19 protein-coding genes are annotated in these 21,660 nt (G+C 74.4%); 15 read left to right on the top strand and 4 right to left on the bottom strand.

Annotated features, from left to right (window positions below; genetic code table 11):
* The first annotated feature begins 85 nt into the window (after positions 1-85).
* The 10 genes from KPL59_RS09400 to secA all read left to right on the top strand — a co-directional run bounded on the left by KPL59_RS09400 (position 86) and on the right by secA (position 13,564).
* Positions 86-1,423: a glutamate mutase L gene (locus tag KPL59_RS09400; RefSeq protein ID WP_226360578.1), complete on the top strand. Its 1,338-nt coding sequence runs from the start codon at positions 86-88 to the stop codon at positions 1,421-1,423.
* 265 nt (positions 1,424-1,688) lie between these two features.
* Positions 1,689-3,176: an adenosylhomocysteinase gene (gene ahcY / locus KPL59_RS09395; RefSeq protein WP_226360577.1), complete on the top strand. Its 1,488-nt coding sequence runs from the start codon at positions 1,689-1,691 to the stop codon at positions 3,174-3,176.
* Positions 3,177-3,316: 140 nt separating this feature from the next.
* Positions 3,317-3,796, top strand: a complete 480-nt coding sequence (locus KPL59_RS09390; RefSeq protein WP_075310358.1) for an NUDIX hydrolase — start codon at positions 3,317-3,319, stop codon at positions 3,794-3,796.
* A gap of 18 nt (positions 3,797-3,814) precedes the next feature.
* Positions 3,815-4,459 (top strand): dTMP kinase, encoded by a 645-nt coding sequence (locus KPL59_RS09385; RefSeq protein ID WP_226360576.1) that lies wholly within the window; start codon positions 3,815-3,817, stop codon positions 4,457-4,459.
* Between the two features lie 25 nt (positions 4,460-4,484).
* Positions 4,485-5,162: an MtrAB system response regulator MtrA gene (mtrA, locus tag KPL59_RS09380; protein ID WP_020622190.1), complete on the top strand. Its 678-nt coding sequence runs from the start codon at positions 4,485-4,487 to the stop codon at positions 5,160-5,162.
* A 31-nt stretch (positions 5,163-5,193) separates the two neighbouring features.
* Positions 5,194-6,975, top strand: coding sequence for an MtrAB system histidine kinase MtrB (mtrB, locus tag KPL59_RS09375; protein ID WP_374111615.1), 1,782 nt, complete (start codon positions 5,194-5,196; stop codon positions 6,973-6,975).
* Positions 6,972-8,696 (top strand): LpqB family beta-propeller domain-containing protein, encoded by a 1,725-nt coding sequence (locus tag KPL59_RS09370; RefSeq protein WP_226360575.1) that lies wholly within the window; start codon positions 6,972-6,974, stop codon positions 8,694-8,696. Before mtrB ends, KPL59_RS09370 begins: the two co-directional genes overlap by 4 nt.
* A gap of 117 nt (positions 8,697-8,813) precedes the next feature.
* Positions 8,814-9,542: a ComF family protein gene (locus KPL59_RS09365; RefSeq protein WP_226360574.1), complete on the top strand. Its 729-nt coding sequence runs from the start codon at positions 8,814-8,816 to the stop codon at positions 9,540-9,542.
* A 325-nt stretch (positions 9,543-9,867) separates the two neighbouring features.
* Positions 9,868-10,527, top strand: a complete 660-nt coding sequence (gene hpf / locus KPL59_RS09360; protein WP_020622735.1) for a ribosome hibernation-promoting factor, HPF/YfiA family — start codon at positions 9,868-9,870, stop codon at positions 10,525-10,527.
* A 211-nt stretch (positions 10,528-10,738) separates the two neighbouring features.
* Entirely contained in the window at positions 10,739-13,564 is a 2,826-nt protein-coding gene (gene secA / locus KPL59_RS09355) for a preprotein translocase subunit SecA (protein WP_226360573.1), read from the top strand.
* 139 nt (positions 13,565-13,703) lie between these two features.
* On the opposite strand, the gene KPL59_RS36815 is transcribed toward secA, so the two are convergent.
* Positions 13,704-14,498, bottom strand: coding sequence for an Rv3235 family protein (locus tag KPL59_RS36815; RefSeq protein ID WP_308187855.1), 795 nt, complete (start codon positions 14,496-14,498; stop codon positions 13,704-13,706).
* A 363-nt stretch (positions 14,499-14,861) separates the two neighbouring features.
* Here KPL59_RS36815 and KPL59_RS09340 point away from each other — a divergent pair, with 363 nt between their 5' ends.
* From KPL59_RS09340 to KPL59_RS09325, 4 genes are all read left to right on the top strand, one after another.
* Positions 14,862-15,365 carry a MarR family winged helix-turn-helix transcriptional regulator gene (locus tag KPL59_RS09340; protein ID WP_226360571.1) on the top strand — a complete coding sequence of 168 codons (504 nt, stop codon included), beginning with the start codon at positions 14,862-14,864 and terminating at the stop codon, positions 15,363-15,365.
* Between the two features lie 16 nt (positions 15,366-15,381).
* Positions 15,382-16,368, top strand: a complete 987-nt coding sequence (locus KPL59_RS09335; RefSeq protein WP_226360570.1) for an ABC transporter ATP-binding protein — start codon at positions 15,382-15,384, stop codon at positions 16,366-16,368.
* A complete protein-coding gene (locus tag KPL59_RS09330) occupies positions 16,365-17,129 on the top strand; it encodes an ABC transporter permease (protein WP_226360569.1) in 765 nt (254 codons plus the stop codon). The genes KPL59_RS09335 and KPL59_RS09330 overlap by 4 nt, the downstream gene beginning before the upstream one ends.
* Positions 17,130-17,312: 183 nt before the next feature.
* A complete protein-coding gene (locus KPL59_RS09325) occupies positions 17,313-17,717 on the top strand; it encodes an HAD-IA family hydrolase (RefSeq protein WP_226360568.1) in 405 nt (134 codons plus the stop codon).
* Positions 17,718-17,843: 126 nt separating this feature from the next.
* On the opposite strand, the gene KPL59_RS09320 is transcribed toward KPL59_RS09325, so the two are convergent.
* From KPL59_RS09320 to KPL59_RS09310, 3 genes are read right to left on the bottom strand one after another with little or no spacing between them, the layout of a single operon-like run.
* Positions 17,844-18,095: an antitoxin gene (locus tag KPL59_RS09320; protein WP_020622727.1), complete on the bottom strand. Its 252-nt coding sequence runs from the start codon at positions 18,093-18,095 to the stop codon at positions 17,844-17,846.
* Between the two features lie 19 nt (positions 18,096-18,114).
* On the bottom strand, positions 18,115-19,386 hold the full coding sequence (locus tag KPL59_RS09315; RefSeq protein ID WP_226360567.1) for an alpha-hydroxy acid oxidase: 1,272 nt from the start codon (positions 19,384-19,386) through the stop codon (positions 18,115-18,117).
* Positions 19,387-19,408: 22 nt separating this feature from the next.
* Positions 19,409-20,203 (bottom strand): RNA methyltransferase, encoded by a 795-nt coding sequence (locus KPL59_RS09310; protein WP_075310372.1) that lies wholly within the window; start codon positions 20,201-20,203, stop codon positions 19,409-19,411.
* Here KPL59_RS09310 and KPL59_RS09305 point away from each other — a divergent pair.
* A complete protein-coding gene (locus KPL59_RS09305) occupies positions 20,202-21,638 on the top strand; it encodes a wax ester/triacylglycerol synthase family O-acyltransferase (RefSeq protein WP_020622724.1) in 1,437 nt (478 codons plus the stop codon). The two genes, KPL59_RS09310 and KPL59_RS09305, sit on opposite strands and share 2 nt — an antisense overlap.
* The last annotated feature ends 22 nt before the right edge of the window (positions 21,639-21,660 follow it).

The following is a 21,660-nucleotide window of genomic DNA, read 5'->3' as shown; positions in this document are numbered from 1 at the left end:
CCCACCTCTCGGCCACGTGCGCGTCGCAACCGATCTTCCCCGGACCACTCCCTGTAACCGCCCGGCCGCAGTACGCTCGCCCTCCATGACCGACGCGTCGCCGGACGACCCGCACACGCCTGCGGTCTGCCTCGACGTCGGCTCCTGCTGGACCAAGGCCGTGCTGGTGCTGCCCGACGGGACCCCGGCGGGATTCGCCGAGCACCCGACCACCCCCGACGTGCTCACCGGGGTCGACGCGGCGGTCGCCGCCGCCGCGGCCGCCGCGGGCCGGCGCAGGCGTGCCGCGCCGCGGGTGCTGGCCTGCTCCTCGGCCGGCGGGGCCCTGCGCCTGGCCGTGGTCGGGGCCGAGACGTTGACCGCGACCGAGGCCGGGCACCGGGTCTGCCGCTCCGCGGGGGCTCGGGTGGTCGGGGTGCACCCCGGTCCGCTGGAGCCCGACGCGGTGCTGGAGCTGTCGAGCCGTCGTCCCGGGGCGGTGCTGCTGCTCGGCGGGGCCGACGGGGCCGACCCGGCGGTGCTGCTGCACAACGCGGGCAGGCTGGCCCGCACCCGCGGGCACTGGCCGGTGCTGCTCTCGGTCGGCGAGGACGCCCGCGCCGACGCGCTCGGCCTGCTGCTGGCCGGCGGGCGGGCCGTGACGACCTGCCCCAACGTCACGCCGCAGCCGGGCACGATCGTCGCCGGACCCGCGCGGGACGCCGTCGCCGCGCTCTACGCCCGGCACGTCCTGGGGTCGGGCACCGGCCGGTTCGGCGCGCTGGTCCGGTCCGGCACGCACGCCGCCGTCGGCGACGGGGCCGGGGTGCTGGCCCGGCTGACCGGGACCGGGGTGCTCGTCGTCGACGTCGGCTCGGCGACCACCGACGTGCACCGCCACGGCCCCGGCTCCGGTCCGGCGGCCGCGACCGTGGAGGGTGACCTCGGGGTGCGCGACGGCGCCGTCGGCGTCCTGACGGAGGCCCAGACCGAGGGCATCGTCGACCCGGTCGAGGCCGACCTGCTCGGCCCGGCCGTCGCCACGCTGCAGGAGTCGCGGGCCACCGTGCCCGCCGACCGGGGCGCGGCGGCCGAGGACCGCAGGCTGGCGGCGATCGCCGCGGTGGTCGCGCTGCGCAGGCACCTGCGCCACACCGGCGTCCTCGCCGACCCCGCGCAGCCCGAGCCCGGCCCGGACACCCCCGTCGACGCAGGTGAGTTCGGTCTCGTCGTCCTCACCGGGGGCGTGTTCCGCCAGCGCGACGCGGCCGGGCTGGCCGCCGCGGCCCGCACGGTGCGCCACGACGCCGTCCTGGCCCCGTTGCTGGCCCGGGCGGAGGTGCGGGTCGACAGCGAGTCCGTGCTGGCCCCGGCCGGGCTGCTGGCCGCCCACGGCCGCGAGGTCGCGGCGAGCGGGCTGCTCGCCGAGCACCTGACGGGCTGATCACGCATGAGTTGACACCCCCGCACCGGCTCGCGACCATGGAGGTCGCGACATCGCCGGGCGCCGAGAGGCGCTGCAGCGGCCGTGACCGGTCACCGGTCCGTCCGCCACGCTCGGGCCCGGCCGGCACGGACGAGAAAGGGCGCCTGTCTCCGACGAGGAGGGAGGACGCCGTGCCCCGTGCACGTCGCTCCTCCTCGCCGTCGGACCGCACCCGTCGTGCCGACGAGTACGACTCGATCGCCTGAGGAGGCGCACCCACCCCATGACCGATCACCCGAAGCTGCAGCACGCCGGCGGCCTGGACTTCGCGATCGCCGACATCTCCGAGGCGGAGTACGGCCGCAAGGACATCCGGCTCGCCGAGAACGAGATGCCGGGCCTGATGGACCTGCGCCGGGAGTACGGCGAGTCGAAGCCGCTGTCGGGCGCCCGGATCGCCGGGTCCCTGCACATGACCACCCAGACCGCGGTCCTCATCGAGACCCTCGTCGCGCTCGGCGCCGACGTCCGCTGGGTGTCCTGCAACATCTTCTCCACCCAGGACTACGCGGCCGCCGCGACCGTCGTCGGCCCGCACGGCACCCCCGAGGAGCCCAAGGGCGTCCCGGTGTTCGCCTGGAAGGGCGAGTCGCTGGAGGACTACTGGTGGTGCACCGAGCAGCTGTTCAAGTTCCGTGACGCCGACGGCAACGTCGTCGGCCCGAACATGATCCTCGACGACGGCGGCGACGCCACCCTGCTCGTGCACAAGGGCGTCGAGTTCGAGAAGACCGGCGTCGTTCCGAGCTTCGCCGACGACGACCTGTCGGTCTCCGACGAGGAGCGGGTCGTGTTCGACACCCTGCGCCGCAGCCTCGCCGAGGACCCGCAGCGCTGGACGACGATCAACTCCGACATCCGCGGCGTCACCGAGGAGACCACCACCGGCGTCAACCGGCTGTACCAGCTGGCCGAGCGCGGCGAGCTGCTCTTCCCGGCGATCAACGTCAACGACTCGGTCACCAAGTCGAAGTTCGACAACAAGTACGGCATCCGCCACTCGCTGGTCGACGGCCTCAACCGGGCCACCGACGTGCTGCTCGGCGGCAAGGTCGCGGTCGTCGCGGCCTACGGCGACACCGGCAAGGGCTCGGTCGAGGCGCTCGCCGGCCAGGGCGCGCGCGTCATCGTCGCCGAGGTCGACCCGATCTGCGCGCTGCAGGCGCTGCTCGAGGGCCACGAGGTCAACACCCTCGAGAACGTCATCGAGAAGGCCGACATCGTGGTGACCGCGACGGGCAACAAGGACATCGTCACGGTCGACCTGATGAAGCGCATGAAGCACCAGGCGATCGTCGCCAACGTCGGTCACTTCGACAACGAGATCGACATGGCGGGCCTGTCCCGCGTCGAGGGCATCAAGAAGATCAACATCAAGCCCCAGGTCGACGAGTGGAGCTTCCCGGACGGGCACTCCATCATCGTGCTGTCCGAGGGCCGGCTGATGAACCTGGGCAACGCGACCGGTCACCCCTCGTTCGTGATGTCCAACAGCTTCTCCAACCAGGTGATCGCCCAGATCGAGCTGTTCACCAAGCACGAGGAGTACAACAACGACGTCTACCGGCTGCCGAAGCACCTGGACGAGAAGGTCGCGCGGATCCACGTGCAGGCACTCGGTGGTGAGCTGACCAAGCTCAGCAAGGACCAGGCCGAGTACATCGGCGTGGACGTCGAGGGCCCGTACAAGCCCGAGCACTACCGGTACTGAGCGAGTAGCTCGCGGATCGCGCATCGGTACTGAGCGAGTAGCTCGCGGATCGCGCATCGGTACAGTTTTCTCGCTCCGACGGCGCGGCGGCCCCTTCCCGGGCCGCCGCGCCGTCGGCGTACCAGGAGGTCACCGTCGAGATGACGATCGAGGCCGGGTCGGGTGACGGCTGGGTCCACTGCGCCCTGGGGCACCGGCACTGGGGCCTGTTCGGCGCGGCCGGGCTGCTCGTGCGGCACCACGACGACGCCGACCCGGTGGGCGTCGACCGGGTGCTGCTGCAGCACCGGGCGTCCTGGAGCCACCACGGCGGCACCTGGGGGATCCCCGGCGGTGCCCGGGACCGGGGGGAGTCCGCGGTGCAGGCGGCGCTGCGCGAGGCGGCCGAGGAGAGCACGCTCGACGTCGCCGGGCTGGCACCGGTGCGGGAGTTCGTCGACGACCACGGCGGCTGGAGCTACACCACCGTCGTCGTGCGGACACCGGACGCGCCGCCGGTCCGAGTACGGGGCGCGGAGAGCACCGAGCTGCGCTGGGTGCGTACCGACCGGCTGGGCGAGCTGGAGCTGCACCCCGGTTTCGCGACGAGCTGGCCCACGGTCTCGACCCTGGGCGCCTGACCCCTAGGCTCGACCGCCGTGGGGAGACTGGTGGTCGTCGAGGGGCTCGACGGCGCGGGCAAACACACGTTCACCACGGCGCTGGTCGCCGAGCTGGGCGGGCGCGGCGCCTCGGTCGCCACGCTGGCCTTCCCCCGGTACGCCGACGACGTGCACGCGGAGCTGGCCCGCGACGCGCTCTACGGACGGATGGGCGACCTGGCCTCCTCGGTGCACGCGATGGCCGTGCTGTTCGCACTCGACCGGCGGGCGGCCGCCCCCGGCCTGCGCGACGCGCTCGCCGCCCACGACGTGGTGCTCGTCGACCGCTACGTCGCCTCCAACGCGGCCTACAGCGCCGCCCGGCTCGGGCAGGACGCCGCGGGCGAGGTCGTCGCCTGGGTCCGGGCGCTGGAGATGGACCGGTTCGGCCTGCCGGTCCCGGACCACCAGCTGCTGCTCGCCCCGCCGCGCGAGGTCGCGGCCGAGCGCGCCCGGGCGCGGGCGGCCGCCGACGCCGCCCGCGCCCGCGACGCCTACGAGAGCGACGACGGCCTGCAGGCCCGCACCGACGCCGTCTACCGGGCCCTCGCGGCCGGGTCGTGGCTGAGCCCGTGGACGGTGCTCGACGACCCCGCCGTCACCCCATCGGCGCTGGTTCCCGCCCTGCTGCACGGGGCCTGACCGGACGACTGGGATAGTGGGGTCCATGAAGTCGCGCGTACTGGTGGTCGACGACGACCCGGCCCTGGCCGAGATGCTCACCATCGTGCTGCGGGGCGAGGGGTTCGAGACAGCGGTCGTGTCCGACGGCACGCGGGCGCTGCCCGCCGTCCGGGACACCCAGCCGGACGTGGTGCTGCTCGACCTGATGCTGCCCGGCATGAACGGCATCGACGTGTGCCGGGCGATCCGGGCGGAGTCCGGCGTCCCGATCGTCATGCTGACGGCCAAGAGCGACACCGTCGACGTCGTGCTCGGCCTGGAGTCCGGTGCCGACGACTACGTCGTGAAGCCGTTCAAGCCCAAGGAGCTCGTCGCGCGGATCCGGGCCAGGGTCCGCCGCAACGACGCCGAGCCCGCCGAGCAGCTGTCCATCGGCGAGATCGACATCGACGTGCCCGCGCACCAGGTCACCCGGGAGGGCCGGCCGATCGCGCTGACCCCGCTGGAGTTCGACCTGCTGGTGGCGCTGGCCCGCAAGCCGCGCCAGGTGTTCACCCGCGAGGTCCTGCTGGAGCAGGTGTGGGGCTACCGGCACGCGGCGGACACCCGGCTGGTGAACGTGCACGTGCAGCGGCTCCGGTCGAAGGTCGAGCGCGACCCGGAGCGCCCCGAGGTGGTCCTGACCGTCCGCGGGGTGGGGTACAAGGCCGGTCCTCCGTGACCGGCGCGCCGTGGGTGGTGCACCGGCCGTGGTGACCGGCCGCCGCGGACTCCGCACCCGGCTGGCCCGGCTGCCCGGCGCCCGGCGGGTCGCCCGCGTGCTGGGCCCGCTGCGGGTGCAGGCGCACGAGCTGGGCGCGCTCACCGCCGCGGCCTGGCGGCGGTCGCTGCAGCTGCGGGTGGTCACCTCGACGCTGGCGCTGTCGTCGGCGGTGGTGCTGGTGCTCGGTCTGGTGCTGCAGAGCGAGATCGCCGAACGGCTGCTGCAGAGCAAGCTCGACGCCGCGATCTCCCAGTCGGACGCGAACCGGCAGGTCCTGGAGGGGCAGCTGGCGAGCGTCGACCCGGACCGCGAGGGCGTGCAGGAGACCCTGGACAGCGCCCTGGAGCGGCTGACCGACACCACCGGTCCCGGGCGGGCCGGGTCGGCGGGGGAGTTCAGCGCCGCGCTGACCACGGGATCGGCGAACGGGCCGGAGGTGTCCGCGGGCGACGTCGGCCAGATCACCGCGCGCCAGCAGGACATCACCGCCCGCGGGTCGCTGGACAGCCTGAACCGCCAGTACACGACCGTGGATGGCGTCCCGAACCTCGTCATCGGGCAGAAGATCGCCACCGCGGGCCGGGAGATGCAGTTCTACCTGCTGTTCCCGCTCAACGGTGAGCAGCTGACGCTCGGGCTGGTGCAGAGCACGCTGATCGTCGGCGGGCTGGTGCTGCTGGTGCTGCTGGCCGCGATCGCCAGCCTCGTCACCCGGCAGGTCGTGCGTCCGATCCGGCACGCCGCCGACGTCGCCGAACGCTTCGCGGGGGGACACCTGGACGAGCGGATGGCCGTCCGCGGCGAGGACGAGGTCGCCCGGCTCGCCGAGTCCTACAACGAGATGGCGGGCAGCCTCGCCGCGCAGATCGCCCAGCTCGAGGAGTTCGGTGCGTTGCAGCGGCGGTTCACCTCCGACGTGAGTCACGAGCTGCGCACGCCGCTGACCACCGTGCGGATGGCCGCCGACGTCCTCTACGCCTCCCGCGACGAGCTGCTCCCGGCGCTGCGCCGCAGCTCCGAGCTGCTGGTCACCGAGCTGGACCGGTTCGAGGAGCTGCTCGCCGACCTGCTGGAGATCTCCCGGCTCGACGCCGGCGTGGCCGAGCTGGGTGCCGAACGGGTCGACCTGTCCGCGGTGGTGCGGCGGGCGACCGACGCGGTGCGCGGCATCGCCACCGACGCCGGCACCGACCTCGTCCTGGACCTGCCGGCCGGCGAGCTGATCGAGGCCGACCCGCGCCGGGTGGAGCGCATCGTGCGCAACCTCGTCGCGAACGCGATCGACCACGGCGAGGGCCGCCCGGTGGAGGTGACGGTGGCCGGTGACCACGCCGCGGTCGCCGTGGTCGTGCGCGACCACGGCGTCGGGCTGCGCCCCGGCGAGGCCGACCTGGTGTTCAACCGGTTCTGGCGGGCCGAGGAGTCGCGGGCCCGGCGCAGCGGCGGCACCGGCCTCGGGCTGTCGATCAGCATCGAGGACGCCCGGCTGCACGGCGGCTGGCTGCAGGCCTGGGGGGAGCCGGGCAACGGCTCGGCGTTCCGGCTGACCCTGCCGCGCGAGGTCGGCGGGCACATCACCGCCTCGCCGCTGCCGCTCGGCCCACCGGCCGCGGATGCTGGGGAACGGCGCAACGGCAGCTCGGTGCCGACCCCGCCGCAGGGGATCGGCCGCGAGCTGCGTGAGGAGGACCTGTGGCGGCTGCGGGCCGAGGAGCACGCGCCGATGCAGCCCGCCGAGCGCGCCATCATCGACCCGGGTGGCGACCGGTGACCGCCCGGCCCGCGTGGGCGGCCCTGGTCGTGGCGGTCGTCGCCGCCGTGGTCGCCGGGTGCGCGACGGTGCCCCAGCAGTCCGACGTGCAAGTGCTGCGCCAGGGCGAACAGGCGGCCGAGCGGGACCTGAGCGGCCCGATCGAGGACGACGAGCCGCTCGGCCTGGTCCGCGGGTTCGTCTACCGTTCCGGCTCGCCCGACGACCGGCACGCGCAGGCCCGCCGCTACCTGACGGCGTCGGCGTCGGGATGGGACGACGCGGCGTCGCTGACCGTCCTGGACGACCGGTTCGACACCGTGGTGTCCCCGGACGGCGGCACCCCGGGCCCGGACCGGATGACGGTGCGGGTGCGGGGCACCCGGTTGGGGACGGTCGGGCCCGGCGGGGCGTTCGAGTCCTCGCCGCAGCGGGTCGAGGTCGACGTCGGGGTCGTCCGGGAGGGCGAGCACTGGCGGATCGACCGGCCGCCGCCCGGGGTGATGGTCCGGCTGGCGGACTTCCGCCTGTACTACAGGGAGCTGCAGGCCTGGTTCGTCGACCCGGTCCGCCGGATGTTGCTCCCCGACGGGCACTACATCCGCAGCGGGCGTCCCGGCGAGCTCGCGATGGACGCCGTCGACGTCCTGCTGCGCGGGCCGTCCACCGGTCTGGCCGGGGCCGCGGTGACGATGTTCCCGGCGACCGCCCGGATCCGGTCGGCCACCACCGACCCCGCGGCGGGTACCGCGTCGATCGACCTGACCGGGGTGTCGGGGCTGTCCGTGCAGGACCGGGAGCTGCTCGCCGCGCAGGTCGCGCAGACCCTCGGCGGGGTGGGCGTCCCGCGGGTGGAGCTGCTGGCCGACGGCGGGCCGCTGGTCCCCGGCAGGCCGACGGTGGCCGCCGCGGACCAGGCCGACCTCGTCGCCGGCCCGGGCCGGGCCCCCGCCTTCCCCTACGTCGTCGACGGTGGCCGGGTACACCAGCTCAGCGCGACCGGCGTCAGCTCGCCGGTCGCCGGGCAGGCCGGGAACGGCTCGTTCGACATCACCGAGGCCGCCGCGTCCGCGCGCAGCGGGCGGATCGCCGTCGTGTCCCGGGAGTCGACGGGCACCCAGCGGCTGCTCACCGGCCCGCTGGGCGGCGAGCTGACCGCCACCCCGGTGTCCGGAGCGGACGTCCGCTCGCTGAGCTGGAACGGGCCCGGCGACGAGATCTGGGCGGTCGTGGACGGCAGGCTGCGCCGGGTCCTCGTCCCGCGGACCGGGCCACCGGTCGAGGGCGCGGTGGACGCGGGCAGGCTGGCGCCGCTGGGCCGGATCGGGGACATCGCGCTGGCGCGTGAGGGCGGCCGGATCGCCGTCGTCGCGGACGGTGCGCTGCTCGTCGGCCCGATCGTCCCGCTGGAGGCCGGCGAGGTCGCCGTCGGGCCGCTGCGCCGGCTGCGCCCCGGCGACCTCGACGACGTGGTGTCGGTCGACTGGCACTCGGCGGACCGGATCGTGGTCGCCTCCGACTCCGACCGCCCCATGTCCGAGGTGAGCGCCGACGGGCTCCGTCTGGACCAGATCCCCGGGACGAACCTGACCGCGCCGCTGCGGGCACTGGCCGCCGCCGAGGGGCGCCCGCTGTACGTGACCGACCGGACCGGCCTGTGGAGCTACACCGGCAGCGAGTTCGACGCCTGGCAGCAGGTGGGCGGGACCGGGGCGGCCACCCAGCCGTTCTACCCCGGCTGACGCCGTCCCGGTGACCGGACCGCTGGCCTGTGGACAACTCCGGAGCATGTGGACAACCCGCCTCCGGCGGGCTCCGGCGGCGCCGCGGTGACGGTGGCCGGGGCGAGTATCGGTGCCGTGACCCCCACCCGAGCCCCGTCCCCGGCCGCCGCCCTGCTGGACCTCCTGCTGCCCCGGACCTGCGGCGGCTGCGGTGCCGGGCCGCCCGGTGGCGGGGGCTGGTGCCCGGCCTGCGCGCAGGACACCCCGGGCCCGGTGCCGGTCCGGGTACCCCGCGCCGGCCGGGTCGCGGCGGCCGGGCGCTACCGCGGGCCGCTGCGCCGGGCGGTGCTGGCCTACAAGGAACGCGGCCGGCGGGACCTGGCGCCGGACCTGGCCCGGCTGCTGGTCGGACCGGTGTCGGCGGTGCTCGCGCCGCGGGCCGACGGGACGCCGGACCCGACCACGGTGCGCCTGGTGCCCGTACCGTCCCGGCCGTCGGCGGCCCGGGTCCGCGGCGGTGACCACGTGGTGCGGCTGTGCCGGGCGCTGGTGCCGCTGCTGACCGCGGCCGGGCTACCGGCCCGCACGGACGCGGTACTGGCCCTGCACCGCCGCGCCAGGGACTCGGTGGGGCTCGACGGCGCGGGCCGGGCGGCGAACCTGGCCTCGGCGCTGCACCCGGCCCGCGGCCGCGAGCCGGTTCCGGCGGTCCCGGGGGAGGCGGTGCTGCTGGTCGACGACGTCGTGACCTCCGGGGCGACGCTGCGCGCCTGCGGGGCCGTGCTCGCCGGGGCCGGGCTGCCCGCGGTGGGCGCCGTGGTGCTCGCCGACGCCTCGGCGCGGCGACGTCGACCGAACCGCTGATTGTGACGGCTGTCACATACGGAGACGGTCGCGTGCCGGTCCTGTCGGGGGTCCACTGTGGTCGTCGGGCGCGCGATCGGGAGGTGGGCGCGTCACCCCAGGGGCGGTGGGTCACCCGGGTGCCGCGGGGTCGTCGCACACCGCGTCCGTCGGCGCCAGGGTGTCCACCCGACGGGTCGGCGAACGACCTGTCCCGGAGGCAGATTTCCCGATAACGTCGGCCGAACTCCGACCGCTACCACATCAGGAGGAACGACCGCGAGCCCACCCCCTGGGGCCGTCGTCGGGTCCCGGGTTCAGCACGACTGAAGCGAGGGATGTTCGAGTGGAGATCGTCGTCACCGGCCGCAACGTCGAGGTGCCGGAGCACTTCCGTGGCCTGGTCCAGGACAAGTTGAGCCGCCTGGAGCGCCACGACCACAAGATCGTCGGAATGGAGGTGGAGCTCTTCCACGAGCCGAACCGCCGTCAGCAGAAGTCCTGCCAGCGCGTCGAGATCACCGGACGTGGCGGCTGCGGAGCGGTCGCCCGCGCCGAGGCCTCCGCCGCCGACTTCTACGCCGCACTCGACCTGGCCGTCGGCAAGCTCGCCGAACGGCTGCGCCGCTCCCACGACCGTCGCAAGCCCAGCCGCCGCGACCGCGTCGCCGCCTCCCGCGCCGCCGCCGACGCCTCGGCCGTCGCGCTGATGGAAGCGGCTCCTCCGATGACCGACACCATTCCCGCACCGCGCAGCCACGACGAGTCCCTGACCGACGACGAGCTGGCCCGCCTCGAGGAGCAGTGGGAGGCGGAGTACCGGCCCGGCCGTATCGTCCGCGAGAAGTCCCACCCGGCCACGCCGATGAGCGTCGACGAGGCGCTGTCGCGGATGGAGCTCGTCGGCCACGACTTCTACATGTTCTCCTGCAGCGAGACCGGCCGTGCCTCGGTCGTCTACCGCCGCCGCGGCTACGACTACGGCGTGATCCGGCTCGACGGCTGAGCATCCGCGCCCGACGGTGCCCCGTACCGCGGCGGGAGACGCCTCCCCGCCGCGGCGCGGGCCATCGCCCGGGTGCCCGTACCATGGTCGGCGGGGTCGGTCCGCCGCGCGGCGCCGGCGCCGCGCCGGTGCCGTCCGAGGCGCCGGGACGCGGCGCGGAGACCGTGGTGGGAGGCCCCGTGTCCTGACCGCGACGTGAATGAGGTCGGCAGTGCCCTTCCTGAGTCGACTCCTCCGGGCCGGCGAGACCAAGCTGGTGAAGCGGCTCGCGAAGATCGCCGCGCACATCGACGGACTGGAGCCCGAGTTCGAGGGCCTCACCGACGCCCAGCTGCGCGCCAAGACCGACGAGTTCCGTCGTCGCCGCGCCGACGGTGAGTCGCTCGACGACCTGCTGCCCGAGGCCTTCGCCACGGTGCGCGAGGCCGCACAGCGCACGCTGGGCCAGCGCCCGTTCACCGTGCAGCTGATGGGTGCCGGCGCGCTGCACATGGGCAACGTGGCCGAGATGGGCACCGGTGAGGGCAAGACCCTGACCTCGACGCTGGCCGTCTACCTCAACGCGCTGCCCGGCGACGGCGTGCACGTGGTCACCACGAACGACTACCTCGCCAAGCGCGACTCCGAGACCATGGGCCGCATCCACCGCTGGCTGGGTCTCACCGTGGGCGTGATCCTGTCGGAGATGACCCCGGCGCAGCGCCGCGAGCAGTACGCCTGCGACGTCACCTACGGCACGAACAACGAGTTCGGCTTCGACTACCTGCGCGACAACATGGCGTGGAACACCGCCGACATGGTCCAGCGCGGGCACAACTTCGCCATCGTCGACGAGGCGGACTCGATCCTCATCGACGAGGCCCGCACCCCGCTGATCATCTCCGGTCCGGCCGAGCAGAGCGCCCGCTGGTACCAGGAGTTCGCGCGGCTCGCGCCGATGCTGTCCAAGGACATCCACTACGAGGTCGACGAGCGCAAGCGCACCGTCGGCATCACCGAGGAGGGTGTCGCGCTGATCGAGGACCAGCTCGGCATCGACAACCTCTACGAGTCCGCGAACACCCCGCTGGTCGGCTACCTCAACAACGCGGTCAAGGCCAAGGAGCTGTTCAAGAAGGACAAGGACTACATCGTCAACGACGGTGAGGTCCTGATCGTCGACGAGTTCACCGGCCGGGTGCTCGCCGGTCGTCGCTACAACGAGGGCATGCACCAGGCGATCGAGGCCAAGGAAGGCGTCGAGATCAAGCCGGAGAACCAGACCCTGGCGACGATCACGCTGCAGAACTTCTTCCGGCTCTACGACAAGCTCGCCGGCATGACCGGTACGGCCCAGACCGAGGCCGCCGAGCTGCACGAGATCTACAAGATGTCGGTCGTCTCGATCCCGCCGAACCGCCCGCGGGTGCGCGTCGACCAGTCCGACCTGATCTACAAGACCGAGCCCGCGAAGTTCGAGGCGGTCGCCGACGACATCGCCGAGAAGCACGAGAAGGGCCAGCCGGTCCTGATCGGCACGACGAGCGTCGAGAAGTCCGAGTACCTGTCGAAGCTGCTGCTGCGCCGCGGCGTGCCGCACGAGGTGCTCAACGCCAAGAACCACGCGCGTGAGGCGCAGATCATCGCCCAGGCCGGGCACGCGGGCGCCGTCACCGTCGCGACGAACATGGCCGGCCGCGGTACCGACATCATGCTCGGCGGCAACCCCGAGTTCCTCGCCGACCTGGAGCTGCGCAGCCAGGGGCTGGACCCGGTCGAGACCCGTGAGCAGTACGAGGCCGCGTGGGACGCGGTGCTCGACCGCATGCGCAAGCAGGTCAAGGCCGAGGCCGACGAGGTCCGCGCCGCGGGTGGTCTCTACGTGCTCGGCACCGAGCGGCACGAGTCCCGGCGCATCGACAACCAGCTGCGCGGCCGCTCCGGCCGCCAGGGCGACCCGGGTGAGTCCCGCTTCTACCTGTCCCTGGGCGACGAGCTGATGCGCCGCTTCAACGGCCAGGTCGTCGAGTCGATCATGAACCGGTTCAACCTGCCGGACGACGTGCCGATCGAGGCGGGGATGGTCACCCGCGCGATCCGCAGCGCGCAGACCCAGGTCGAGCAGCAGAACTTCGAGATCCGCAAGAACGTCCTCAAGTACGACGAGGTCCTCAACCAGCAGCGCAAGGTCATCTACGACGAGCGCCGCCGGGTCCTCGACGGCGAGGACGTGCAGCGCCAGACCCGCAACATGCTCGAGGACGTGATCCACGCCTACGTCGTCGGCGCCACCGCCGAGGGCTACTCCGAGGACTGGGACCTCGAGAAGCTGTGGACGGCGCTCAAGGGTCTGTACCCGATCCAGCTCGACTGGCGCACCGTCGCCGAGGACATCGACGACCTGTCGGCCGAGGAGCTCGAGCGGGTCATCCTCGCCGACGCCGAGGCCGCCTACGCCCGACGTGAGGCCGAGATCGACGCGCTCATCGGCCCGCAGGGCGGCATGCGCGAGCTCGAGCGCCAGGTCCTGATGCAGGTCATCGACCGCAAGTGGCGCGAGCACCTCTACGAGATGGACTACCTCAAGGAGGGCATCGGGCTGCGGGCGATGGCCCAGCGCGACCCGGTGATCGAGTACCAGCGCGAGGGATTCGACATGTTCTCCGCGATGCTCGAGGGCATCAAGGAGGAGACGATCGGGCACCTGTTCAACGTCGTCGTCCAGGTGCAGCAGCCGGCCGCCCCCGTCCAGGAGGCCGAGCCGGAGACGACCGAGATCCCGGTCGTGCGCCGGGTCCCGGCCGAGGACCCCGCCGAGTCCACCGTGGTCCTGCCGAACCTGTTCCGCACCAGCCCGCCGCAGAACCTGCAGTACAGCGGTCCGGGTGAGGACGGCGGGGTCGCGCGTCGCGGTGACGGCGGAGCGGCCGCCCCGGGCACCGGTCGCACCGGCCGCCACCAGGTGCCGGCCCGCGGCAACGGGGCCTCCCCGAACGGCGACGAGGGCGTCAACCGCGCCGAGCGGCGTCGCGCGGAGAAGGCCCGCCGGCGGCGCTGAGACCGTGCGCCGTCCGGTGGGGGCCTCCCGCCGGCGGCGCCGATCCCGCGGTCGCGACCCGCACGAGCGGGGGCCCGACGGCAGGTCTCCCACGGTCCCACCGGCAGGACGCGCACGAGCGGGCACCCGGACGCGGGTCTCACACGAGCCGGACGGCGGTGGCGAGCCACCGGCCGTCCGGTGTGCGGTCCAGCCGCAGCGCCAGGGCACGTACCCGCCCGCCGACGGTGACGGTCGCACAGACCTCGGCCACCTCCGGCCGGGGCAGGCCCACGTGCACCCGCGGCGCCCGGCGCGCGGTCGGTCTGCCCGGACGCCCGCAGCCGGGGGCACCGGCCCGTCCTCCGACGCCCGAGAGGCCACGGGACCGGTGGCCCGAGTGCACGAACCGGGCCGCGGTCAGGTAGCGACGCACCGCCGGGGTGGTGACGGCCGCGACCCCCTCCGGCGGGCGACGCCCGGCGAGCACCTCGGTCAGCAGTCGGACGATCCCGGTGGCCGGGGCCCGTACCCGGGCGAGGTCGGCCGGGGAGACGTCCTCCGGCACCGTCGGCACCGGGACGGGGCGGACCGCCTCGCGCGGTGCGGGCGCCGGTCCGGAGGACATCCGGAAGCCACCGGGCAGCACGACGACCACCCCCGGCGCGAGCGGTTCGGGCACGTCGGCGGGGGTGCGGGCCAGGAGCGGTGCAGGTCCGGACGGCAGGGCCGGCGCCGGCTCCTCGGCGGACCCGGGGCGGGCGGTGTCGGTGCGTGGACCGGATCCGGCCCCGGAGTCCGCTCCGGTCCGGGTCCGGGTCCGGGTCCGGGTCCGGGTCCGGCCTCCGGCATCCGGGGCGGTGTCGGCCCGCACGCGGGTACCGCTCCCCGGAGCGGTGCCGGTCCGGGTGCGGGCACCGGCATCCGGGTCGGCGTCGGTCGTCGTCGTGGTCACGGCGTCAGACTGCGGCGCGCCCCGACGCCACGGCGGGAACCGGCTCGCGTCCGCCACCGGACCGTCCGGCTCCGCATGGTCCGGCTCCGCATGGTCCGGACCAGCACGACCCGGGGGAGGCGGGTCGGGCCGCGGCTGATCCATCGGCGTGGGTGTGGCCGTGCGTGGCTCACGACGGCGAGGGGCGTCGAGAGGAAGGCCGTGCGTGGCCCACCACAGCACGGGAAGGCCGTGCGTGGCCCCACCACGGCGACGAGGCGGGCCGTGTGTGGCCCACCACGGCGACGGCGGCCGGTGTTCGCGAACGCGACCGGCTCCGCCCGACCGCGCCCGCCGGGTCCGGCCCCGTCCTACCCTCCCGCGATGCCCGCACCCCGCCCACCGGGACGGATCGATCTCACCCCGCCCCGTCTCGTCGCCGCGCCCGACCCGGTGGAGGGCCCCGCGGAGTCGCTGGCCGACCTCGTCGTCCGGGCCGGGGCGGCGGTGCTCGCCGAACGTCGCCGGCGGACCGGGGCGCACGGCCTCGGCGTCACCGGGTTCGCCGTCCTCGACGTGCTGCAGCGGTGCGGCGGGCTCGCCCAGCGCGAGCTCGCGGCCCGGGTCCGGGTCGCCCCGACCAGCCTGACCCCGGTCGTCGACGCGCTGGAAGCGGCCGGGTTGGTGGCCCGCCGCGGTGACCCGGCCGACCGGCGGGTCCGGCTCGTCGCGCTCACCGACGCCGGACGGGACCGGTGGCGCGCCGCCCGTCCGGACGGTCGCGGGCCGTGGCTGCGGGAACCACCGGACGGACTCGACGCCGCCGTCCGCGACTATCTGGTCGCGGTGATCGTCGACCTGGAGCAGGATCGGTCCGACGCGACGTGATCGGCAGGGGAGTGCGATGGGGCGGACCGCGGTCGAGGTGGTCGACCTGGTGAAGCGGTATCCGAAGGCGAAGGGCAACGCCGTCGACGGCCTGTCGTTCTCGGTGGCCGAGGGCGAGGTGTTCGGACTGCTCGGCCCCAACGGCGCGGGGAAGACCACGACCGTCGGCGTGCTCACGACCCGCGTGGTGCCGACCTCGGGCACGGCCCGGGTCGCCGGTCTCGACGTGCGCGCCGACGCCGTCGCCGTCTGCGCGAAGCTGGCCGTCGTCCCGCAGCGCCAGAACCTGGACCGGTCCCTAGGCGTCCGCGACAACCTGATCTTCCACGCCGCCTACCACGGTGTCGGTCGGGCCGAGCGCAACCGCCGCGCCGACGAGCTGCTGGAGCGGATGGGGCTGACCGACAAGGCGAAGGCGATCGCCGACGACCTCTCCGGTGGTCAGGCCCAACGCGTCATGATCGCCCGCGGGCTCATGCACCGGCCGGAGGTGCTGTTCCTCGACGAGCCCTCCACCGGCCTGGACCCGCAGGCCCGGCTGTTCGTCCACGACCAGATCGGCGGCCTGCGCGCCGAGGGCGTGACCGTCGTGCTGACCACCCACGACATGGACGAGGCGCACAAGCTGTCGGACCGGATCGGGATCGTCGACCACGGCAGGCTGCTCGCCCTGGACACCCCGGACGCGCTGGTCCGGTCGCTGCCGGGGAGCGCGACGGTGGAGATCGTCGCCGACCACGGCCCCGGTGCGGCGGAAACGCTGCGGGCGGCGCTGGCCGGGCTGGGCGGTGTCGCCCGCGCCGAGACCCCGCCGGGCCGCGGCCCGGGGGAGAGCGGCACCGCGACGGCGTTCCGGCTGTCGGTCACCGGGGAGCCGGCGGCGCTGCTCGCACCGGCCGTCGATCTGCTCGGGCGGCACGGCGCCACGGTGCGCGACGTCAGCCTGGGGCAGGCGACGCTGGAGGACGTGTTCATCGACCTGACCGGGAGGGACCTCCGATGACCGGGCGCGCCTTCCTGGCGGTGCTGCGCCGCGACCTGTTCGTCACCGGCCGGGAGCTGCCGTCGTTCCTCGCCCAGACGCTGGTGCAGCCGTTCTTCTTCCTGCTGGTGTTCGTCGTGGTCCTCGGCCGCGGCGGCTTCGTCGCGCCCGAGTACGGGCAGATCATGCTGCCGGGTCTGATCGCGCTGAACGCGATGTTCGGCGCCCTGCAGGCGGTGACGCTGCCGCTGGTGTTCGAGCTGTCCTGGACCCGGGAGATCGACGACCGGCTGCTCGCGCCGATGCCGGTGTGGGCCGTCGCCGTCGAGAAGATCGTCTTCGCGGGGCTGCGCGGCCTGATCGCCAGCCTGCTGATGGTGCCCATCGGCTTCCTGATGATCGACATCCGGTGGCCGGTCGACGGGCTGGCACCCGCGCTGCTGATGGTGGTGCTCGGGAGCCTGCTCGGTGCGGCGATGGGGCTCACGCTCGGCACCGCGGTGCCGCCGCGGCGGATCAACATCCTGTTCGCGGTGATCTTCACACCGCTGCTGTTCACCGGCTCGGTGCAGTACCCGTGGCTCACGCTGGCGGACCTGCGCTGGTTCCAGGTGCTGTCGGCGCTCAACCCGCTGACCTACGTCAGCGAGGGGATCCGCGCGTCGCTGGTGCCGCAGGTCCCGCACATCCCGCTGTGGGTGTGCGTGCTCGTCCCGGTGGCGGCGATCGTGCTGTTCACCCTCCTGGGGATCCGCGGCTTCCTGCGCCGCGCGCTGGACTGAGCCGCGCCGGTCGAGCGGCGAAGCAGCAGCACTGAGCCGCGGCGGTCGAGCGGCGAAGCAGCAGCACCGAGCCGCGGCGGTCGAGCGGCGAAGCAGCAGCACTGAGCCGCGGCGGTCGAGCGGCGAGGCGGCAGTGCTGGGCGAGGGCCCCGGGCGGCCGCGACACTCGGTACCGTCGGTCGCGTGGCGGACACCCGGACCCTGCGCGGCCTGATCGTCGATTACGGCGGTGTCCTCGACGACCCTGCCGGCGGCGCCCTGCTGCTCGCCTACGCCCGTCGCGCCGCGGCCGCGGGGATCCGCACCGCGCTGTTCTCCGGCGCGCACGCGGTGCCCGACGAGGTCGCCGCGGCGTTCGGCACGGTGCTGCTCGGCGCGGTCCGCGGTGCCCGCAAGCCGAGTCCCGACTCCTTCGCCGCCGTCGCGGCGGAGCTGGGCCTGCCCGCGGGGGACTGCGTCGTCGTCGACGACATGGGGGCGTGTGTGCGCGGCGCCGCCGCGGCCGGGGCGGTCGGGGTGCGGCACACCGGCGCCGAGACCACCCTCGGCGAGCTGGAGGTCCTGCTCGGGGTCCCCGCCCGGGGCTGAGCCGCCGGGGACCGGGCCGGGCGGGTCGTGACGTGCGGAGGCGCCGCCCGCGGTGAGCGGACGGCGCCTCGTGGGCGGCCCGGCGGTCGGCCGGGTCGGTCGTGCTCTGCCTACTGCTGCGAAGGCTTACTGCTGCGGAGGCGGCGGCGGGGCCTCACCCGGCGCAGGCGGCGGCGGGGCCTGCCCGTCCGGGCCCGGCTGCTGGGCGGTGGTGTCGCCGGTGCCGGTCTTCTCCCGGGCGAACTTCGTCGCCGCGTCGATCTGGCCGTCGTGACCGGCGTACTTCTGCTTCGCCGCGTCACCGGCCTTGTTCAGCGCCTGGTCGACCTTGTCGTCGTGCTGGCCGAGCAGTTCCTTGGCCTTGTCCAGGAAACCCATGCGCCCCATGCTGGCCCGGTCAGCGCCGGGGCGCAGCGCCGGGACGTCGCTCGTTCGGGTGATGGTGGCCGCTGGTCGACGAGCGGAGCCGTGCGTGCTCCGGGCGGAGGTCGTCGACCCGGGTGACGCCGAGCAGCTGCATCGTGCGCTCCACCTCGGCCCGCAGGATCTCCACGGCGCGCGCCACCCCGGCCTCGCCCCCGGCCATCAGCCCGTACAGGTAGGCGCGGCCGACCAGCGCCGCGCGGGCGCCGAGCGCGACCGCCGCGACGACGTCGCCGCCGTGGGTGATCCCGGTGTCCACCAGGACCTCCGCGTCGTCGCCCAGCTCCTGCACCACCGGCTCGATCAGCTCGGCGGGCACCGGGGCGCGGTCCAGCTGGCGTCCGCCGTGGTTGGACAGCAGCACGCCGTCGGCGCCCGCGTCGGTGACGCGGCGGGCGTCGGTGACCGACTGGATGCCCTTGACCACAAGCTTCCCGGGCCAGGCGCCGCGCAGCCAGGTGACGTCGTCGAGGGTGAGGGCCGGGTCGAACACCCGGTTGATCACCTCGTACGGGCTGCCGTCGCCCGCGGCGAGCGACTCGAACGTCAGCGGCTCGGTGGTGAGCAGGTCGAACCACCAGCGGGGGTGGCGGGCACCGTCGACGAAGGTCCGCAGCGACAGCGCGGGCGGAATGGACAGGCCGTTGCGCGCGTCGCGGCGCCGGTTGCCGCCGACCGGAGTGTCCACCGTGAGCAGGAGCGTGTCGTAGCCGGCCTCGCGTGCCCGGGAGACGAGCTCGTGGGCGACCGATCGGTCACGCCACAGGTAGAGCTGGAACCAGTGCCGCCCGCCGCGCCCCGCCTCGGCGACGCCCTCGATCGTCGTGGAGCCCATGGTCGAGAGGGCGTAGGGGATCCCGGCCCGGGCGGCGACGGCGGCGACCGCGCGCTCGCCCTCGGTGTGCATCATGCGGGTGAAGCCGGTCGGGGCCAGCGCGAACGGCAGCGACGAGCGCCCGCCGAGGACGTCCCGGCCGGTGTCCACCCGGGAGACGTCGGTGAGCACGGTCGGCGAGAACTCCACCGAGGCCCACACCTCGCGGGCCCGGCGCAGGCTCACCTCGTCCTCGGCGGCCCCGTCGGTGTAGTCGAACACCGCCCGCGGCGCCCGCCGCCGGGCCAGCTCGCGCAGGTCCCCGATGCTCGACGCGCGGGCCAGCCGGGCCGCCGTGCGGTCCAGGGTGAACGGGGCGGGCCGCAGCAGCGGCGCGAGCTCGGACGGGCGGGGAATGCGACGGCGCACCATCGCCCCGACACTAGGTGACCGCTCAGCGTCGGCGCAGCAGCTCGTAGGCGGCGACGGCACCGGCGGAGGCGACGTTGAGCGACTCGACCCCGCCGTACATCGGCAGCGAGAGGATCCCGTCGAGCCGGGAGCGGACGTCCTCGGTCAGGCCGTCGGTCTCGTTGCCCAGCACCAGGGCGACCCGGGGCGGGAGCGACGCCTCCAGCAGCGAGTCGCCGCCGGCGTCGAGGCCGAACACGCCGAACCCGGCCGCGTGCATGAGGTCGACGCCCTCGGCGGCGGTGGCGCAGCGCAGCACGGGCGCGGCGAACGCCACCCCGGCCGAGGCCTTGATCACCAGCGGGTCGATGGCGGGCACCCCGCGGCGGGGCAGGAGCACGCCGTCCAGACCGGCGGCCGTCGCGCTGCGCAGGATCATCCCGACGTTCGACGGGTTGGTGACGGCGTCGAGGACCAGCACCGACGCCGGCCGCCTGGTGCCCAGGTCGGACAGGAAGTGCTCCAGCGGCGACATCCGCGGGGCGACGACGTCGGCCAGCACACCCTGGTCGTGGCGCCCGTTGCCGGCCAGCACCTTCACCCGCTGCGCGGTCGCACGCTGCACCGGCACCCCGCGGTCGCGGGCGGCCGCGGTGATCTCGCGTTCGCCGCCACCGCGCACCGTGTCGGCCAGCACGACCTTGTCGACCTCCAGGTCGGGGTCGGCCAGCGCCTCCAGGACGGGCTTGCGGCCGTAGACCGTGATGAACCGGTCCTTCGGGGAGACCGCACCTGCATCGCTCACGGGGAGAAGCGTCGCACGTAGGATCGCGGCCATGCCGTCCCGGCTCTCCGCACTCGACGCGTCCTTCCTGTACCTGGAGGAGGCGACCACCCCGATGCACGTCGGCGGGGTCGCCGTCTTCGAGCGCGCGGACGACGGGTTCGACTACGACCGCCTGGTCGAGTTGATCGAGCAGCGGATCGCGCTGGTGCCGCGCTACCGGCAGAAGGTGCGCCACGTCCCGGCCAACCTCGCGCGTCCGGTGTGGGTGGACGACCCGGAGTTCGACATCGCCTACCACGTGCGGCGCTCGGCGCTGCCCCGTCCGGGCAGCGAGGACCAGCTGACCGACCTGGTCGGACGGCTGATGTCCCGGCCGCTGGACCACACCCGTCCGCTGTGGGAGATGTACCTCATCGAGGGGCTCGGCCCCGCCGGGGACGGCGACACCGGCCGGGTCGCGATCCTCACCAAGACCCACCAGGCGATGGTCGACGGGATCTCCGCGATCGACATCGGCCAGGTCATCCTCGACGTCTCCGCCGAGCCGCGGGCCACCCCGGACGAGCTGTGGATGCCGCGCCCCGAGCCGACCGACGGGCAGCTGGTGCTCGACGCGATCTCCGAGGCCGTCACCCGCCCCACCGAGATCGTGGACAACGTGCGGGTCGCCGCGGGGGACGCGCTGGCCACCGTCGGCAAGCTCGCCGGGGCCGCGGGCAAGGTCCTGAACATGGCCCGGACCGCGGGTCGTCGCGCGCCGGGGCTGCCACTGAACGCCGAGATCTCCACCCAGCGCCGGTTCGCGCTGGCCCGCACCGACCTGGAGGACTACCGCAAGGTCCGCGCCGCCTACGGCTGCGACGTCAACGACGTGGTGCTCGCCGTGATCGCCGGTGCCCTGCGGACCTGGCTGATGTCACGCGGCGAGCCGGTCGCCGGGTCGTCGTCGGTGCGGGCGCTGGTGCCGTTGTCGGTGCGCGGCGAGGGCGACGTGCCCAGCTCGGCGGCCGGCGGGTCGCTCGGGAACCGGGTGGCCTCGTTCCTGGTGGACCTGCCCGTCGGCGAGCCGAGCCCGCTGGTGCGGCTGCACCAGGTCACCCACCAGATGCGCGAGCACACCGACACCGGCGACGCCGTCGGTGCCGACACCCTGGTCCGGATCGGCGGGTTCGCCCCGCCGACGCTGCACGCCGTCGGTGCCCGCGCCGCGAACGGCATGGCACGGCACTTCTTCAACCTGGTCGTCACCAACGTCCCCGGGCCGCAGTTCCCGCTCTACGCGGCCGGGGCGCGGATGCTGGAGATGTTCCCGGTGGTCCCGCTGGCGAAGGGCCAGGCCGTCTCCATCGGCCTGACCAGCTACGACGGCGGTGTCTACTACGGCCTGAACGGGGACCGGGACGCCATGGGCGACCTGGACGTGCTGGCCGGGATGGTGGACGAGTCGCTCGAGGAGCTCCTCGAGACACTGCGACAGTCGGGGTGAGCCCCGTCAGAGGAGAGCACCG

It is taken from the genome of Pseudonocardia sp. ICBG1142 (assembly GCF_020496255.1).
GTDB lineage: Bacteria > Actinomycetota > Actinomycetes > Mycobacteriales > Pseudonocardiaceae > Pseudonocardia.
This window is presented reverse-complemented; position numbering and strand designations above follow the sequence as displayed.

Excerpts from the sequence above, each read along its gene's own strand:
- KPL59_RS09330 (WP_226360569.1), top strand. The coding sequence starts at position 16,365 with ATGACCGGGCGCGCCTTCCTGGCGGTGCTGCGCCGCGACCTGTTCGTC.
- KPL59_RS09305 (WP_020622724.1), top strand. The coding sequence starts at position 20,202 with ATGCCGTCCCGGCTCTCCGCACTCGACGCGTCCTTCCTGTACCTGGAG.
- KPL59_RS09315 (WP_226360567.1), bottom strand. The coding sequence starts at position 19,386 with ATGGTGCGCCGTCGCATTCCCCGCCCGTCCGAGCTCGCGCCGCTGCTG.
- KPL59_RS09340 (WP_226360571.1), top strand. The coding sequence starts at position 14,862 with ATGCCCGCACCCCGCCCACCGGGACGGATCGATCTCACCCCGCCCCGT.
- KPL59_RS09320 (WP_020622727.1), bottom strand. The coding sequence starts at position 18,095 with ATGGGTTTCCTGGACAAGGCCAAGGAACTGCTCGGCCAGCACGACGAC.
- KPL59_RS09335 (WP_226360570.1), top strand. The coding sequence starts at position 15,382 with ATGGGGCGGACCGCGGTCGAGGTGGTCGACCTGGTGAAGCGGTATCCG.
- mtrA (WP_020622190.1), top strand. The coding sequence starts at position 4,485 with ATGAAGTCGCGCGTACTGGTGGTCGACGACGACCCGGCCCTGGCCGAG.
- KPL59_RS09400 (WP_226360578.1), top strand. The coding sequence starts at position 86 with ATGACCGACGCGTCGCCGGACGACCCGCACACGCCTGCGGTCTGCCTC.
- KPL59_RS09310 (WP_075310372.1), bottom strand. The coding sequence starts at position 20,203 with ATGGCCGCGATCCTACGTGCGACGCTTCTCCCCGTGAGCGATGCAGGT.
- ahcY (WP_226360577.1), top strand. The coding sequence starts at position 1,689 with ATGACCGATCACCCGAAGCTGCAGCACGCCGGCGGCCTGGACTTCGCG.
- KPL59_RS09390 (WP_075310358.1), top strand. The coding sequence starts at position 3,317 with ATGACGATCGAGGCCGGGTCGGGTGACGGCTGGGTCCACTGCGCCCTG.